The sequence below is a fragment of the Corynebacterium sp. MSK019 genome (assembly GCF_030232425.1).
GTDB classification, from domain to species: Bacteria; Actinomycetota; Actinomycetes; order Mycobacteriales; family Mycobacteriaceae; genus Corynebacterium; species Corynebacterium jeikeium_D.
The window spans coordinates 142,629-158,256 of the sequence record NZ_JASPJT010000004.1 but is presented as its reverse complement, the minus strand read 5'-3'; the positions used below and the strand labels follow the sequence as shown (position 1 = coordinate 158,256).

Here is a 15,628-nt window from a genome sequence, read left to right as displayed (position 1 = left end):
GGGCCAGATGCCGTTGTTGCTTGGTCGATTTAGACCGTGTGTCGCATCACGCTTTACGACGGCTACACCTCCCAGCGCGAAGCGGCGGGTCTAGAGCTTCTTTTGATTTCGTCGCTGTGGGCGCGGAGGCACCGTGCCGTCGGCAAGCCTGCGTGCCCACACCAGGAATGCGGTATGCGCCTGCATACGGTGCGCCGGGCGGACGGAGAGATCCTGAACATTCCAGTCGCGGACCAGGGATTCCCAGGCGCGTGGTTCGGTGAAGCACTTCTGCGCGCGGATGCCCTCCATGACTTTCATTAGCTGCGGAACAGTGGCGACATAGACCATGAGCACGCCGCCAGGCTGAAGCACCTTCGAAACGGTGTCCAGGCATTCCCATGGAGCGAGCATGTCCAGAATGACTCGGTCGACCGGGCCGCCGAGCGACTCGACGGAGGCCTCGTTGAGATCGCCCAGGCGCAAGTCCCAGTTGTCGGGCTTGTGACCCATGAAGTCGACAACGTTGCGTTCCGCGTGCTCGATGTGATCCTCGCGGACCTCGTAGGAAATAAGCTGCCCGTCAGCGCCGATGGCGCGGAGCAGGTTGAGGCTGAGCGCGCCGGAGCCAGCGCCGGCCTCCAACACGCGCGCACCTGGGAAGATGTCGCCCTCGACGATGATCTGTGCAGCATCCTTCGGGTAAATCACCGCAGCACCGCGCGGCATGGACAGGACGTAATCGACCAGCAAGTGACGCATGGCCAGGTAGACGGTGCCTTCGCTGGAGGTGACGGTGGTGCCTTCCTTGGCGCCGATGAGGTCGTCGTGGAGGATGGTGCCGCGGTGAGTGAAGAACTTGCCACCCTCCTCGAGGATGACGGTGAAGTGGCGATTCTTCGAGTCAGTCAGCTGGACTCGGTCGCCGACTTGGAATGGTCCGCTCAATGCCATAGGTGTGTGGGCTCCTTTTGGGGTTTGGTTGGGTCGGGTCATGTCGGGTTGGGTCTGGTTCGGTTTGGTTGGGTCGGGTCATGTCGGGTGCAGCCAAATCCGGGCGGTACTCTAACCTGGCTAGTATGCCCGACAATGCCCAAAGTTCTAAGTCAGCTGTTCAGCCTTCCCGCCGCTCTAAGTTGGCGCTGTCGCCGTCGAGAGCTAATGACTACCGCCAGTGCCCGCTGAAGTACCGGTTCCGTGCGATTGACAAGATTCCGGAGCCGTCGACTGTCGCGCAGGTCAAGGGCACGTTGGTACATGCTGTGCTCGAACAGATGCATGCCTGGCCCCGTGAAGAACGCACTTACCCCGCAGCGGTGAAGCGTCTGAAGCCGACCTGGGAGGACATGCGTGCAAAGGACGAGGAACTGATTGAGCTAGTTCCGGAGGATGATTACTACGACTTCCTGGTCGAATGCCGCGGCCTGCTCAAGGGATATTTCATGATGGAAAACCCCATGGGCTTCGATGCGGCCGAGATGGAAAAGTTCGTTCAGCTGGTTATCGATCCGGATGCGGATCAGACTGTGCCATTGTCAGTGCCACTTCGTGGTTTTATCGACCGCGTCGATATTGCCCCGACCGGTGAGGTCCGGATTGTCGACTACAAGACGGGCAAGAAGCCCTCTCCTCACTTCCAGGATGAGGCGCTCTTCCAGATGCGGTTTTACGCGCTGGTGTGGTGGCGGCTCACCGGTCGTATCCCGGAACAGCTGCGGTTGATGTACCTGAAGGTCGCCGATGACCTGGTGCTGAGTCCCAACGCGACAGAATTAGAGGCCTTCCAAGCGGAGATTGCCGACTTGTGGTCGGCGATCGTGCGCGACGGTGAAAACGGTGACTTTGTGCCGAAGAAGTCCAAGCTCTGCGGGTGGTGTTCTTTCCAGGAGATGTGCCCTGCCTATGGCGGGGTCACACCGGAGTACCCCGGTTGGCCGGGTGCTGTCGGTGATGGCGGCACTGAGTAAAAACTGCGGATGGCGGTGGCTCTCGCGGCGATGTTAGCTTTCGCGGGGTGCCGCCGTCGGCGGTAACGGTGCCAGTAAAAGTTACTGACTAGGTTTATGGCAGGTGAATGGAATTCACAGCTTTGATTTTGGCATAAACCTAGTCAGTTTCTCTATGCGGTGTTCTAGGTAGCCCCCCCCCACTACAGCAGTGCGCTGCCGAAGGCGAAACCGAACGCGACGGACAGGGCAATGCATAAGGTGCCTGGGATGATGAACGAGTGGTTAAACACGTATTTGCCAATTCGGGTTGTGCCGGTGTCGTCCATCTCCACCGCGGCAAGGAGTGTCGGGTAAGTAGGCAGTACGAATAGCGCGGAAGTCGCTGCGAAGGAAGCAATCGCAGTGATGGGAGAAACTCCCACCGCGAGTGCAGCGGGCATGATGGCCTTTGCCGTGGCCGCCTGCGAGTACAGCAATGCGGCCGCGAAGAAGAGCACGATTGCCAGCATCCACGGCATTGTGGTCAGTAGGCTGCCGGACGCGGCCTTAATGTCGTCGATGTAGTGGTTGATAATTGTGGTTCCCAGCCACGCCACACCGAGAACGCAGACGCTGGCGGACATGCCCGATTTGAACACCGGTGTGTTCAAAATGGTTGCCGCGTCCAACTTGCAGGCCAGCACGATAACGGTGGCAGCGGTCAACATGATTGACATGATCGCCTCGTTTCGTGGGAGCGTGGGGTCAGCGATGAGGCCGACCTGTTCAGTGCTGATGGTCGCGTAGACCATCACCGCGAGAATCGAGAGTAGGAAAATCGCCACGGACCACTTGGCCGACTTGGTTGGCACGTATTCGCTCATCTGGCCACGTGGCTTGGAGACTAACCCCTTTTCCAAGCGGCTTTGATACTCCGGATCGTCGTCAAGCTCTTTGCCTAGGTGATTCGTGACAAAGGCGGTCGGAAGGATGGCGAGGAACGTCGAAGGAATGACAATCGCCAGGAGTGTGAGATAACCAACGCCGCGGGGTTCCATGAGCGAAGCCATGAGTACCACAGCCGCTGAGATGGGTGATGCCGTAATCGCCAACTGAGATGCGATGACCGCCACGGACAGCGGGCGGGACGGGCGAACGCCTCCCTCCTTGGATACTTCGGCGATAACTGGGAGGGTGGAAAATGCGGTGTGGCCGGTGCCGGCGAGCAGTGTCATCAGGTAGGTGACAACCGGGGCCCAGTAGGTGATGTGTCGCGGATTCTTGCGCAGCAACCGTTCGGCAATGTGGACGAGATAGTCCATGCCTCCGGCCTTCTGCATAGCGGCAATTGCCGCGATTACCGACATAATGATGCCGATGACATCGAACGGAATGTCGTCTTTGGTGACCGGAACCCCGGTGATGCCCAGCGCCAAAACGCCCAGCCCACCGGCGAATCCGATAGCAATTGAACCAAGACGCGCGCCAAGGACAATCGCTGCTAGAACGATAAAGATTTGGACGGCAACTAACATGTGTATCTCCGAAAAGTCACTCGTTAGACTTGTTGCCGCTTAGGACAGATCGTCGAGGCGAGACTCCCCTGCCACATAGCGCTTACCCCGATATTCCGGGTGCATGAGGTTCTCGGTGCTCAGGACCTGGTTGAGCTCCTTCTCGTCCATCAGCCTGCGTTCGAGGACAATGTCCCGGACGGAGCGGCCGGTGCGAGCGGCTTCCTTGCCGACCATATCGCCCTCGTGGTGGCCAATGACCGGATTCAGGTAGGTCACGATACCGATGGAGTTTTCCACATAGCCGCGGCAGACTTTCGGGTTAGCGGTGATGCCGGTAATGCACTTGTCGCGCAGAGTATCGGTAGCGTTGCGCAGCAGTTCAATCGATTCGAAGAGGCATGCGCCGATGACAGGCTCCATCACGTTTAGCTGCAACTGACCGGCCTCGGCTGCCCAGGTCAGGGTCACGTCGTTGCCGAAGACCTTGAAGCAGGCCTGGTTCGCGACCTCCGGGATTACCGGGTTAACTTTTGCCGGCATAATCGAAGACCCAGCGGCGCGCTCCGGCAGGTTGATTTCATTCAGTCCTGCTCGTGGACCCGATGCCAGCAGGCGCAGGTCGTTGCACATCTTGGAAATCTTCATGGCTGCGCGCTTCAGGCATGCATGCACGCTGACGTAGGCGCCGGTATCGCTGGTGGCTTCAATTAGGTCCTTCGCAGAGGTCACCTTGAAGCCACTGACCTCACGCAGCGCCTGGGTCACGGCCTCGCGGTAGCCCGCCGGCGCATTCACACCGGTACCGATAGCGGTTGCTCCCAGGTTGATTTGCAGCAGGCGTGCCGACGCAGTTGCGATGGACTCCTGCTCTTCCTCAAGGTTGTGGGCAAATGCGTGGAAAACCTGTCCCAGGGTCATGGGAACGGCGTCCTGCAGCTGCGTGCGGCCCATTGTGATGATGTCGTTGAATTCATCACCCTTAGCATGTAGGGCCTCAACCAGGGGATCGAAGTGCTTCTGCAGGCTCAGCAGCGACATGTGGATAGCAAGACGGAAACCCGTTGGGTAGGCGTCGTTGGTTGACTGGCACTGGTTGACATCATCGTTGGGGTGAATGACGTCGTATCGGCCCTTTTCCAGGCCGAGCAGTTCCAGAGCGAGGTTAGCGATGACCTCGTTGGTGTTCATGTTGAGACTGGTGCCAGCTCCACCCTGGAAGACATCGATTGGAAACTGATCCATGCAGCGTCCCTTTTCCAGGATTTCATCACATGCGGCGACGATGATGTCTGCAACATCGCTGGGCAGCGTGTGGACACGCTGGTTGGCAATGGCCGTGGCCTTCTTCACCATCACCATGCCACGAATGAATTCGGGCACATCGTTGATGGTCTTGCCTGAGATTTGGTAGTTGTCGATTGCGCGCAGGGTGTGGATGCCGTAGTAAGCCTCTGCCGGAACCTCCATCGATCCAAGCAAGTCGACCTCGGTACGCGTTGCGGACATATGGACATGATCCCTTCTCGTAGGCGCAGTCTTATGAACCACAATTCGTGTGAACCACAATTCGTGGTGCTGCTTGGTTACACCGTCAAAACTACAGCGCTGGCGCAGCTGCCGCTTTTCCGGCATAAGGGGACTATGTCAGTACGGCTAACGCCGTGCGCACGCTTAGTGCTAAGCCTACTACCTACGTCGAGGTAGGTGGATGTGAAAATGCAGTGGACAGCTCCCGGCGTGAGATGGTGCCCCCGCTCGAGGTGGCGTCCCCGCTCGAGGTGGTTGGTCCCCCCTCACCCCTCGAGCAGGTCAAGCTTCCACTAGATACGCGCGATGCGGATATTCGAGGCCAAGATTGCCTCGGCACCAATCTTCGCCAGGGCATCCATGAGCGGGTTGGCCTCTGCCTTCGGGACTAGCGCGCGAACTGCTACCCAATCCTCGTTAGCCAGCGGCGACACGGTCGGGCCAGACAGGCCCGGGGTGAGCTTGGATGCCTCTTCCAGCGCAGACGCACGGATGTTGTAGTCAATCATCAAATACGTCTTGGCATGCAGAATGCCGGTCATACGACGCAGGAACACCTGCTGCTTCTCGGTGACCTCCACACCCTTGCGTCCGACAACAACTGCCTCAGAGCTGACCAAAACATCGCCGAATGGCTTCAACCCCTGCTTACGCAGGGTGCGGCCGGTGGAGACAACGTCGGCGATAACGTCGGCAACTCCCAAGCGGATGGAAATCTCCACTGCACCATCAAGGCGAATGACGGTGGCGTTAATGCCGCGAGCCTTCAGGTCTTCGCGCACAAGATTCGGGTACGAGGTGGCAATGCGCTTGCCCTCCAGAGCTTCTACGGTCCACTCCTCATCGGCTGGGGCGGCGTAGCGGAAAGTCGAGGCGCCGAAGCCCAGATTCAGAACCTCATCGACCGGAGCCAGCGAGTCAGCGGCCAGGTCGCGACCGGTGATGCCCAAATCCAGATGACCGTTGCCAACATAGATGGGAATGTCCTTCGGGCGAAGGAAGAAAAACTCAATGTCGTTGGCTTCGTCGTGGATGGTCAGGCTCTTGGAGTCGCCTCGACCCGGGTAACCAGCTTCCTTCAGGATTTCGACTGCCGCCTCGGACAGCGATCCCTTGTTGGGCACGGCAATACGCAGCATGGTGTTGATTTCTCCTACAGGTACTTGTAAACATCCTCGGGGCTCAGCCCGCGACCGACCATGACCACCTGCAGCCAGTACAACAGCTGCGAAATCTCCTCTGCGAGGGCTTCGTCAGATTCGTGCTCAGCTGCAAGCCAGACCTCACCGGCCTCTTCGACAATTTTCTTGCCCTGGAAATGCACACCAGCGTCTAGCGCCTTGACTGTGCCCGATCCCTCGGGACGCGACTGTGCTTTTTCCTTCAGCTCTGCAAACAGGTCATCAAAGTTCTTCACCTGGTCTATTGTTCCATGTCGTCTACTCGCCCGCGAAAGCAGCCCGCAATAAGCCCAAATTCGAGGTATCCAAATTGCCCGAAATGAAGCGCGCCGGGGGCACTAGCGTCTCCACATCAGCTTGCGAAACGCTCACATCCGGCATTGGATTCCACACCACCGTGCATCCCGCAGCGAGTGCAGAGCGCACTCCCGTTGAGGAGTCTTCGATAGCCAGGCAGTCCTCTGGCGCAAATCCGGCGAGCTCTGCGCCACGCAAGTACGGATCCGGTGCCGGCTTGCCGTTGGCCACCTCATCGCTACACACTGTTGCCGCGAAGTGCTGCTCCCCCATGACATCAATGCAGGGTTGCGCCACGTGTCGGCGAGTATTGGTCACCAACACCACCGGAATGTCAGCAGCTCGGGCCTGGTCCAAAATCTCCGGCACACCCGGGCGCCACTCCACCCCATGCTCTAGAACCAATTCTGTGAAGCGGTTTTCGACGAATTGGGAGCCCGAGGAAAACAGCTCGTCGTCAAGCGTGCGTCCCGCATGATCAGCACAAATCGACAGCGTGTCCCAGAGCGTGTTGCCGACGCACTGCATGCGCAACTCCGGAGTCAGGCGACGGCCTACGAATTCCGAGAGGTCGTACGTGGCAATCTCCCACAGGGGTTCCGTGTTGATGAGCCTGCCGTCCATGTCCCACAAAATTGCTTTCACACCATGCGACTATGCCAGGCAAACAAGCATTTAGCGATTATGTCAGCAAAGCCGCCGGATTTGGGTTTAGAGTTTTAGAAAGGAAAGTATGTCGCGGTGCTGCATGCAACCACCGCATGAACGTGTCCCCGCGCGAATGAAAGGCATCGACTCGCTATGACAACCACTGAAGATTCACTCGCCCAGGCAATCGACCAGCCCGAGGCGTACTTTATTCCGCTGGGCGCGGTCACCGAAGGCGAGCTCAGCTACGAGCGCTTCATGCCCACCAGCTTCACTTACGGGGCGTGGGGGCCGTTTCAGCACGGTGCGCCACCGTCGGCGCTGCTGACACGCATGTTGGAGCGCAGGCGCCTGGAAAGCGAGGGAATGCGTATTACTCGCATCGCCGTGGATCTGTTGTCGGCTGTACCGTACACGGAGCTCCGCGCGCGGTCATGGGTCTCGCGCCCGGGGCGGCAGATCGCCAAGGTCGAAGCCGAATTGCTTGCCGACGTCAAGGGTGCCTGGCGGCCCGTTGCCACCGCGTCCGCGTGGATGATGGCCACTGCGGATACGCGGGATATTGAGCGTGCATTCGACAAGCAGGTGCCCGGGCCTGAGGAATGCAGCGCCGAGTACATTCCGCTTACCGACGACTGGAGTGGCGGCTACATCGAATCGATTGAAGCCCGCGCAGGTGCGACGGAAGAGCTGGCCGAGACGCAGATTCACTGGGTTCGCGCGACATACCCAATCGTGCTCGGGGAGGAGCCGACTGCGGTGGAGCGAGTCATGCAGGTAGCTGATACCGCCAACGGTGTCGGAGCCACGCTGAGCCCGCACCAGTGGGCGTTTATGAATACCGACTTAGTGGTTCACCTGCACCGACTCCCCCAGCTCGGCGCCTCGGAGAAGTCGGCGGAATCGGAGTTGCAGTCGGAAGACGGCGGCTGGGTGGGCATCGCCGCCCGCGGTTCCATTGGGCCGGACGGAATCGGCATGACCGCGGGCGAGCTCTACGATGTGCACGGCCCCATCGGCCGCAGCATGCAGACCTTGCTGGTGCGACCGCAGGGATAGCGCGAAGCTACACGTTAAAGTACTTCGCTTCCGGGTGGTAGAGCACGAACGCATCGGTGGACTGCTCTGGGTGCAGCTGGAGCTCCTCAGAGAGCTCCACGCCGATGCGCTCCGGCTGCAGCAGGTCAATCATGCCCTGACGGAAGGTCAGATCCGGGCAGGAACCATAGCCGAAGGAGTAACGAGCGCCACGGTACTTCAGGTCAAAGAAGTCCTGGGTATCGTCGGAGTCTTCCGCGCCAACACTTGTGCCGTCGGAGAACGCGAGCTCGGAGCGAATGCGCTGGTGCCAGTACTCGGCCAGCGCCTCGGTGAGCTGCACGCCGATACCGTGAACCTCCAGGTAGTCGCGGTATTCGTTCTTGGCGTAAATATCGTTGGCGAAGTCAGCGATGGGCTGTCCCATGGTCACCAGCTGGAACGGCATGACGTCGGTCTGTCCTGCGGCGATGGCATCTTCGCGCGAGCGAATGAAGTCAGCAATGCATAGGAAGCGACCACGCTGCTGGCGCGGGAAGGTCCAGGACACCACTGGCTCTGCCGCGGGGTCGGGCTGCTCCCCTTCCGCAGGTAGCGGCAGTACGTGTACGGTATCGCCCTCAGAAACTGCTGGGAAGTAGCCATAGACGACAGCCGCATGCTGGAGGATGTTCTCGGCGCGCAGGCGCTGCAGCCATGCGCGCAGGCGTGGACGACCATCGGATTCGACCAGTTCCTCGTAACTCGGCCCCTCGTCGCCGCGGGTGCCGCGCAGTCCCCACTGCCCCATGAACAGAGCGCGTTCGTCGAGGGTGGTCAGGTAGTCGTCGAGGGGCAGGCCCTTGACAATGCGGGTTCCCCAGAACGGCGGTGTCGCAACGGGGACATCAGCGGCGACATCGGAACGCTCCGGCACCTCGGGGGCTTCAGCAGCAGCCTTGGCGGCGCGCTGCGCGGCGATGCGCTTGGAGCGCTCACGGCGGGCGCGGCGAGCTTCCTTCTTCTCGCGGGCAGCAATGGCCTCTGGCGAATTCTCGTCTGGGCCGAGGCCCTTCTTAGCTGCCATCAGCTCGTCCATGATGCGCAGTCCTTCGAAGGCATCCCTGCCGTAGTAGACATCGCCGTGGTAGAGCTCGGACAGGTCGTCTTCCACGTAGCTACGCGTCAGCGCGGCGCCGCCGAGCAGTACTGGGAAGCGGGTGGCATCGCCGGCGGAGTTGATCTCCAGCAGGTTGTCCTTCATCACCACAGTGGACTTCACCAGCAGGCCGGACATGCCGATGGCGTCGACATCCAGTTCCTTGGCGGCGGACAGAATCGTAGCGATTGGCTGCTTAATGCCCAGGTTATGCACGGTGTAGCCGTTGTTGGAGAGAATAATCTCCACCAGGTTCTTGCCGATGTCGTGGACATCGCCCTTCACCGTGGCCAGCACAATCGAGCCCTTGGAGCCCGTGGCATCCTCGGCATCCATAAAGCCCTCGAGGTAGCCCACCGCGGCCTTCATCGTCTCGGCCGACTGCAGCACGAATGGCAGCTGCATCTGGCCAGAACCGAACAGGTCACCAACGGTCTGCATGCCACGCAGCAGGTCCTCGTTGACAATCGCCAGCGGTTCCTTTTCCTTCATGCCCTCATCGAGGTCAGCCTCGATACCCGTGCGCTCACCGTCGATGATGCGCTGCGCCAGGCGGTCGAACAGCGGCATGGCGGCGAGCTTTTCGGCCCGGGCGTCCTTCGCGTCAGCGGCGGAGACTCCTTCGAAGAGCTCCATGAATACCTGCAGTGGGTCGTACTCCCCGTCGGGGTGCCCCGCTTCACGACGGCGGTCGTACACCATATCGAGAGCGACTTCGCGCTGCTTGTTGTCAATCTTGTTCATCGGCAAGATCTTGGAGCTGTGGGCAATGGCGGAGTCCAGGCCGGCCTCGATGCACTCGTTGAGGAACACCGAGTTGAGTACCTGGCGAGCCGCCGGGTTCAGACCGAAGGAAATGTTGGACAGACCGAGCGTGGTGTGCACGTTCGGGTGGCGACGCTTAAGTTCGCGGATGGCTTCGATGGTTTCGATGCCGTCGCGGCGAGTTTCCTCCTGGCCAGTGGAAATCGGGAAAGTCAGACAGTCGACAATAATGTCCTGCTCGCGCAGTCCCCACGTGCCGGTGATGTCGGCGATGAGACGCTCGGCGATCTCAATCTTCTTGTCCTTTGTACGCGCCTGACCTTCTTCGTCGATAGTCAAAGCGACCACGGCAGCACCGTGCTCAACAACCTGGCGCATAATGCGCTGGTAGCGCGAGTCCGGGCCATCGCCGTCTTCAAAGTTCACAGAGTTGACCGCGCAGCGACCACCGAGGTGCTCCAGGCCAGTCTTCAAAACCTCCGGTTCCGTGGAGTCCAGCATGACCGGCAACGTCACCGAGGTGGCGATCTGCGATGCCAGGGTTGCCATGTCATCGCGACCGTCGCGCCCCACGTAGTCCACACACAGGTCAATCATGTGTGCGCCATCGGTGACCTGACCGCGGGCGGTGTTAAGGCACTTCTCCCAATCGCCGGCCAGCATGGCCTCGCGGAAAGCCTTGGAACCGTTGGCGTTGGTGCGCTCACCAATCATGGTGATGCCGGTTGTCTGCGTCAGCGGGGCTGCCGAGTACAGAGAAGCGACCTCATCGATTGGCTTTGCGTCCGGATCCGTCGATGGGCGTGCTGCCTGAACAGCAGGGCCCTGCTCAGCGTAAGCGCCTGCACCGGTAATAGCATCGCGAACAGCGGAAACATGCTCCGGTGTGGTACCACAGCAGCCACCGACCATCGCCAGGCCAAACTCTTCAACAAAGCCGCGCAGCGCTGTGGCCAGCTCTGGGGCGGTCAGCGGGTAGGTCGCACCGTTCTTACCCAGCACTGGCAGACCCGCATTCGGCATTACCGATACCGGGATGGAGGCGAAATTGGACAGGTAGCGTAGGTGCTCGCTCATCTCGTCCGGACCCGTTGCACAGTTCAGGCCAATCATGTCGATACCCAGCGGCTGTAGCGCTGCCAGGGCTGCACCAATCTCCGAGCCCATCAGCATGGTGCCTGTGGTCTCGACGGTCACGTGGACGACGATCGGAATCTTCTTGTCAGCCTGTCGCATGGCGGCCTTGACGCCGTTGACGGCCGCCTTTACCTGCAGCAAGTCCTGACAGGTCTCAATCAAAAACGCATCCGCGCCACCGGAAATCATGCCGAGTCCGGCCTCCGTGTATGCGTCGCGAAGCTGAGCGTACGGAGCGTGCCCCAACGATGGCAGCTTCGTGCCCGGGCCCAGCGAACCGAGGACAAAGCGTCGCATACCCTCGCGCCCCGGCCCCATTTCGTCAGCGACCTTGCGGGCGATTGCGGTGCCCTTGTGCGCTAGCTCCTGGATACGGTCTTCAATGTCGTAATCCGCGAGGTTCGGGAAGTTGCAGCCGAAGGTATTGGTTTCCACCAGGTCGGCGCCGGCCTCGAAATAACGCCGGTGAATCGTCTCGATGATGTCGGGACGAGTGTCATTGAGAATCTCATTACAGCCCTCGTAGCCGAGGAAGTCCGCGTCAACGTCGAGGTCAAAAGACTGCAGCTGGGTACCCATGGCGCCATCGCCAATGAGTACACGGCTGTGCAGTGCGGTGAGGAACTCGGAAGAGTGGCGATCAGTCATGAATAGACACCTTAGTCTACTTTCATAACCGCGCCGTTAATCGGGCTGGTTATTCCATCTCAAAGTAGCTTTCCGCCTTCACCGCAGGCAGGTCCAAACCGACAGCCTTCGTTGCGGAATTGATAATCGCGAGAATCTCGTCGAGCTCCTCATCAAAAATCGAGCCACCGTGCTCATGCTCAATCGCAGCCACGCGCTGTAGGCAGTTCTCTACCGCCTGCGTTGCGGCTTCTTCTCGCTTATCGACGGCCAGTTCCGCCGCCTGATCAATACCAGCGGCGGCCTCACGGAGGGCTTCCCCGACCTGGTCGGCTACCGATTCGTCAAAAAGTGGCTCCCAGAACTCGCGTTCCTCGGGCTGCAGGTAGCTGCCGGTGGCAAACATGCGCAAATCGGCAACTAGCTTATCGATGTTCTCTTGCGTTACTTCGACAGCAGACAGATCTGAGTTGCTCATGCTCAAATTTTAACGCCAAGCAGCGCGTCCAGCGCGGCGGCAACGAATTCTCCGGCACCCGCTGCGACGGTTACTGTGCCAGCATCTGCCTTGTTGCTGGTATCCGAGGACCACTCCGCAGCCCAGGCATCGATAGCGGCCAGAGCAGCCGGCGTATCCAGGTCATTGGCCAGGCTTGCGCGCACATCGGCAACCAGTGCCGCTGCTGCGCTCACAGCCTTCTCATCGGTGGCAGTCTTTGTAGTTGCGCAAGCCGCACGCCAGGCCTCGTGACGTGCCTTGGCCGCCTCCAGCACCTCGTCCGACCAATCGCGATCAGAGCGGTAATGGCTGGCGAAGACGCCAATGCGAATAGCACTCGGGTCGACGCCGGCGGCCACCAGCTTGGAGACAAACACCAGGTTGCCCAGCGACTTGGACATCTTCACGCCATCGAGCGCAATCATGCCAGCGTGAACATAATGGCGCGCCATACGTGCACAGCCAGTAGCGGCTTCAGCGTGAGCCGCCGAGAACTCGTGGTGCGGGAACGCGAGATCCGAGCCACCGCCCTGAATGTCGAAGCTCTTACCCAGGCGGTTGGTGGCAATCGCCGAGCACTCAATGTGCCAACCCGGCCGGCCCGCACCAAAAGGAGCCTCCCAGCTTGGCTCCCCGGGGCGAGCGGCACGCCACACCAGCGCGTCCAGTGGGTCCTCCTTGCCCGGGCGATCCGGGTCGCCACCGCGCTCCGCAAAGAACTCCGCCATCTGCTCTGCCGAGTAATTGGACTCGTAACCAAAGTTCTCAGTGGCACTCTTGCGGAAGTACACATCCGGGTACTCGTCATCGGTGAGCTGGTAGGCCGAGCCATTCTCCAGCAGCTTCTCGACCATTTCCACGACCTCGCCCACGGACTCAATGGCGCCGATGTAGTCGCGCGGTGGAATCACCGACAGGTTTTCCATATCCGAGCGAAACAAATCAATCTGCGAGGTGCCCAGCTCGCGCCAGTCCACCCCATCGCGCTCCGCACGTTCGAACAACGGGTCATCGACATCGGTGATGTTCTGCACGTAATGCACCGAGTGTCCATTATCCAGCAGCTGACGGTAAATCAGATCAAAGGTGAGGTAGGTTGCTGCGTGCCCCAGGTGCGTGGCGTCATAGGGTGTGATGCCACACACGTACATGGTCGCCTCCGGTCCCGCTTCCACCTGGGAGACCTTCTGATCCGCGGTGTCGTAGAGGCGTAGGGGTACCGATGTTGAGCTTTCGTCGTCAAGCGAATGCGCCTTACCTGTATTGCTGGCGCGGTTGAACACATCGAAACGCGCATCGCCGAGACTGGGAACCTGTGGTTGGGGCCACGAATGCATTAAATACTCACTACCTCACTAAACAGCGTTGATCGTGCCGAAGCCGAGCAACACCATAACAATCAAACCGACCGGGATGCGGTACGCGGCGAACCAAGCGAAGGAGTGGTTCGACACGAACTTCAGCAGCCATGCAATAGACGCATAGCCGACGACGAAGGCAATCAGCGTACCGATGGCCAATTGCGCTCCACTAGCGGCCTGTCCCGCCGCAGGGTCAAACGCGTCTGGAAGCGAAAAAATTCCAGCAGCGAAAACAGCGGGGATAGCCAGCAGGAAGGAAAAGCGCGTTGCAACCTCTCGGTCCAAGTGCAAGAACAGGCCGGCAGACACCGTACCGCCCGAGCGCGACACACCCGGAATGAGCGCCAGGCACTGCGCGAAACCCATGACGATGGCATCTCGCATGGTCAGCTCTTCATAGTTGCGCTCACGACGGCCGAACTTCTCTGCGGCGATAAAGACAAAGGAGAAAAGCACCAACACAGCGGCTGTAATCCAGAGATTGCGCAGGTTATCGCGGATGAGGTCCTTCCCCAGCACACCGATGATGGCAATCGGCAGCGTACCGACAATCACCATCCAACCCATGCGGTAGTTGAAACCGCGGGCTTCCTTATTGAACAGACCGGCAAACCAGCCAGTGAGGATCTGCCAGATGTCCTTGGCGAAGAACACCAACACAGCCAATTCGGTGCCAAGCTGCACCACAGCGGTGAAGGATGCACCGGCGTCCTGGCCCCACAGCAGCTCGGAGACAATCCGAAGGTGCCCCGAGGAACTCACCGGGAGAAATTCCGTCAGACCTTGCACTACGGACAGGATGATTGTCTGCGCCCAGGTCATACCGGTGCCGGCGGTATCGGCAGCGGTATCTGCTGAGGCGCTTAGTGTCGTCATGATAGTCACGGGTGTATAGGCTACTCGTCCGGTTTGTGTTGTGGCTATAGCGAGGTTTCGGTGCGGCGATAGCGAGACCTCTCCCGCGGAACTTTTCCCGCGACCGCACACGGGTGTCCTAAAGTAAAAATCGTGCAACAACGAATTCTGGGCAACAGCGGTTTACGCGTCTCCGCCTTGGGGCTGGGTACGGCCACCTGGGGTGCGGGTACCAGGCAAGACGAAGCCGGACGCATCCTGACGGACTTCCTCGACGCCGGAGGCAACCTTGTCGACGCTTCCCCACTCCACGGCGGCGACACTGTTGCCGACATGCTGGGTGCAGTCATCGCAAAGCGCGGTGTCGCCGACGAATTGGTGCTCTCGGTCGCATCTGGCATACACCCCGAGCGGCCCGTCGGCAGGCGCGTGGACTGCTCGCGTAAGACACTGCAAAAGGACCTCGACGATACGCTCGCACGCCTCGGCGTCGAACACATTGATCTGTGGTCGCCCGGCTACTGGGATGGGCTGACCCCACCGGAAGAGGTCGCCGATACCCTGGAATGGGCTGTGCTCACGGGGAAAGTACGTTACGCCGGAGTGCGTGGATACAGCGGTTGGCAGGCGGCGGTGACGCATGCCGCCGCGGATCGAATCGCTCCGGTGTTCGCACAGCATGAGTACTCGCTGCTCCAGCGAAGCCCTGAGGCTGAACTACTGCCCGCCTGTGAGCATTTGGGGCTCGGCTTTATCGGTGGCGCCCCACTGGCCCAAGGCGTTTTGACCGCCAAATACCAGCACATCATTCCCGAGGACTCCCGCGCTGCTTCCGAACACGCCGACGCAGAGGTGCAGGACTATCTCGACACGCGCGGCGTCACGGTTGCAGGCGCGCTGACCACCGCAGCCAAGGGGCTCGGCGTCAGTGCTGCCGTCGCAGCGATTTCCTGGGCACGCGATCGGCCGGGCGTCACCTCGATCCTCGTTGGCGCTCGAGACCGCGCTCAGCTACGCGAAAACCTCACCGCCGAACAACTCACGCTGCCACCGCAGATTTGCAACGCGCTTGACGACGTCACGCTGTAATCAGTAACCGCATTCTTATAAAGACTTATAAGGCACAACGAA

At 60.1% G+C, this 15,628-nt stretch carries 13 protein-coding genes; 3 read left to right on the top strand and 10 right to left on the bottom strand.

Features of this window, described 5'->3' with window-relative positions; translation table 11 throughout:
* Window positions 1–90: 90 nt before the first annotated feature.
* Window positions 91–933, bottom strand: a complete 843-nt coding sequence (locus QP982_RS04355) for a tRNA (adenine-N1)-methyltransferase (protein ID WP_049170556.1) — start codon at window positions 931–933, stop codon at window positions 91–93.
* 125 nt (window positions 934–1,058) lie between these two features.
* On the opposite strand from QP982_RS04355, the gene QP982_RS04350 reads away from it, so the two are divergent.
* Window positions 1,059–1,946 (top strand): RecB family exonuclease, encoded by an 888-nt coding sequence (locus tag QP982_RS04350; protein WP_284870246.1) that lies wholly within the window; start codon window positions 1,059–1,061, stop codon window positions 1,944–1,946.
* Window positions 1,947–2,128: 182 nt separating this feature from the next.
* Here QP982_RS04350 and QP982_RS04345 read toward each other — a convergent pair whose 3' ends face one another.
* From QP982_RS04345 to QP982_RS04325, 5 genes are all read right to left on the bottom strand, one after another.
* Complete coding sequence (locus QP982_RS04345; RefSeq protein ID WP_070706045.1) at window positions 2,129–3,442, bottom strand: anaerobic C4-dicarboxylate transporter; 1,314 nt, start codon at window positions 3,440–3,442, stop codon at window positions 2,129–2,131.
* A 39-nt stretch (window positions 3,443–3,481) separates the two neighbouring features.
* A complete protein-coding gene (gene aspA / locus QP982_RS04340; protein ID WP_284870245.1) occupies window positions 3,482–4,930 on the bottom strand; it encodes an aspartate ammonia-lyase in 1,449 nt (482 codons plus the stop codon).
* A gap of 314 nt (window positions 4,931–5,244) precedes the next feature.
* Complete coding sequence (gene hisG, locus QP982_RS04335) at window positions 5,245–6,090, bottom strand: ATP phosphoribosyltransferase (protein WP_070628551.1); 846 nt, start codon at window positions 6,088–6,090, stop codon at window positions 5,245–5,247.
* A 14-nt stretch (window positions 6,091–6,104) separates the two neighbouring features.
* Window positions 6,105–6,368, bottom strand: coding sequence for a phosphoribosyl-ATP diphosphatase (locus QP982_RS04330; protein WP_005510825.1), 264 nt, complete (start codon window positions 6,366–6,368; stop codon window positions 6,105–6,107).
* A 22-nt stretch (window positions 6,369–6,390) separates the two neighbouring features.
* Window positions 6,391–7,074 (bottom strand): HAD family hydrolase, encoded by a 684-nt coding sequence (locus QP982_RS04325; protein WP_284870244.1) that lies wholly within the window; start codon window positions 7,072–7,074, stop codon window positions 6,391–6,393.
* A gap of 156 nt (window positions 7,075–7,230) precedes the next feature.
* Between QP982_RS04325 and QP982_RS04320 the strand changes: the two genes are divergently transcribed.
* The gene (locus QP982_RS04320) at window positions 7,231–8,136 is read left to right on the top strand and encodes a thioesterase family protein (RefSeq protein ID WP_284870243.1); all 906 of its coding nucleotides are present in this window, start codon (window positions 7,231–7,233) and stop codon (window positions 8,134–8,136) included.
* 7 nt (window positions 8,137–8,143) lie between these two features.
* On the opposite strand, the gene metH is transcribed toward QP982_RS04320, so the two are convergent.
* Genes metH through QP982_RS04300 form a run of 4 tightly spaced genes read right to left on the bottom strand, consistent with a single transcriptional unit; the run spans window position 8,144 to window position 14,518 of the window.
* On the bottom strand, window positions 8,144–11,803 hold the full coding sequence (metH, locus tag QP982_RS04315) for a methionine synthase (protein WP_070546124.1): 3,660 nt from the start codon (window positions 11,801–11,803) through the stop codon (window positions 8,144–8,146).
* 49 nt (window positions 11,804–11,852) lie between these two features.
* Window positions 11,853–12,260 carry a hypothetical protein gene (locus QP982_RS04310; protein ID WP_016422788.1) on the bottom strand — a complete coding sequence of 136 codons (408 nt, stop codon included), beginning with the start codon at window positions 12,258–12,260 and terminating at the stop codon, window positions 11,853–11,855.
* Window positions 12,261–12,262: 2 nt separating this feature from the next.
* The gene (mshC, locus tag QP982_RS04305; RefSeq protein WP_076772024.1) at window positions 12,263–13,618 is read right to left on the bottom strand and encodes a cysteine--1-D-myo-inosityl 2-amino-2-deoxy-alpha-D-glucopyranoside ligase; all 1,356 of its coding nucleotides are present in this window, start codon (window positions 13,616–13,618) and stop codon (window positions 12,263–12,265) included.
* 18 nt (window positions 13,619–13,636) lie between these two features.
* On the bottom strand, window positions 13,637–14,518 hold the full coding sequence (locus QP982_RS04300) for an undecaprenyl-diphosphate phosphatase (RefSeq protein ID WP_040361409.1): 882 nt from the start codon (window positions 14,516–14,518) through the stop codon (window positions 13,637–13,639).
* 132 nt (window positions 14,519–14,650) lie between these two features.
* Here QP982_RS04300 and QP982_RS04295 point away from each other — a divergent pair, with 132 nt between their 5' ends.
* Window positions 14,651–15,586, top strand: coding sequence for an aldo/keto reductase (locus tag QP982_RS04295; protein ID WP_016422785.1), 936 nt, complete (start codon window positions 14,651–14,653; stop codon window positions 15,584–15,586).
* Window positions 15,587–15,628 lie beyond the last annotated feature (42 nt).

What these genes read in the sequence shown, in the direction of transcription:
- metH (WP_070546124.1), bottom strand. Translation starts at nt 11,803, where the DNA reads ATGACTGATCGCCACTCTTCCGAGTTCCTCACCGCACTGCACAGCCGT.
- QP982_RS04345 (WP_070706045.1), bottom strand. Translation starts at nt 3,442, where the DNA reads ATGTTAGTTGCCGTCCAAATCTTTATCGTTCTAGCAGCGATTGTCCTT.
- aspA (WP_284870245.1), bottom strand. Translation starts at nt 4,930, where the DNA reads ATGTCCGCAACGCGTACCGAGGTCGACTTGCTTGGATCGATGGAGGTT.
- QP982_RS04300 (WP_040361409.1), bottom strand. Translation starts at nt 14,518, where the DNA reads ATGACGACACTAAGCGCCTCAGCAGATACCGCTGCCGATACCGCCGGC.
- QP982_RS04350 (WP_284870246.1), top strand. Translation starts at nt 1,059, where the DNA reads ATGCCCGACAATGCCCAAAGTTCTAAGTCAGCTGTTCAGCCTTCCCGC.
- QP982_RS04320 (WP_284870243.1), top strand. Translation starts at nt 7,231, where the DNA reads ATGACAACCACTGAAGATTCACTCGCCCAGGCAATCGACCAGCCCGAG.
- hisG (WP_070628551.1), bottom strand. Translation starts at nt 6,090, where the DNA reads ATGCTGCGTATTGCCGTGCCCAACAAGGGATCGCTGTCCGAGGCGGCA.
- QP982_RS04355 (WP_049170556.1), bottom strand. Translation starts at nt 933, where the DNA reads ATGGCATTGAGCGGACCATTCCAAGTCGGCGACCGAGTCCAGCTGACT.
- mshC (WP_076772024.1), bottom strand. Translation starts at nt 13,618, where the DNA reads ATGCATTCGTGGCCCCAACCACAGGTTCCCAGTCTCGGCGATGCGCGT.
- QP982_RS04310 (WP_016422788.1), bottom strand. Translation starts at nt 12,260, where the DNA reads ATGAGCAACTCAGATCTGTCTGCTGTCGAAGTAACGCAAGAGAACATC.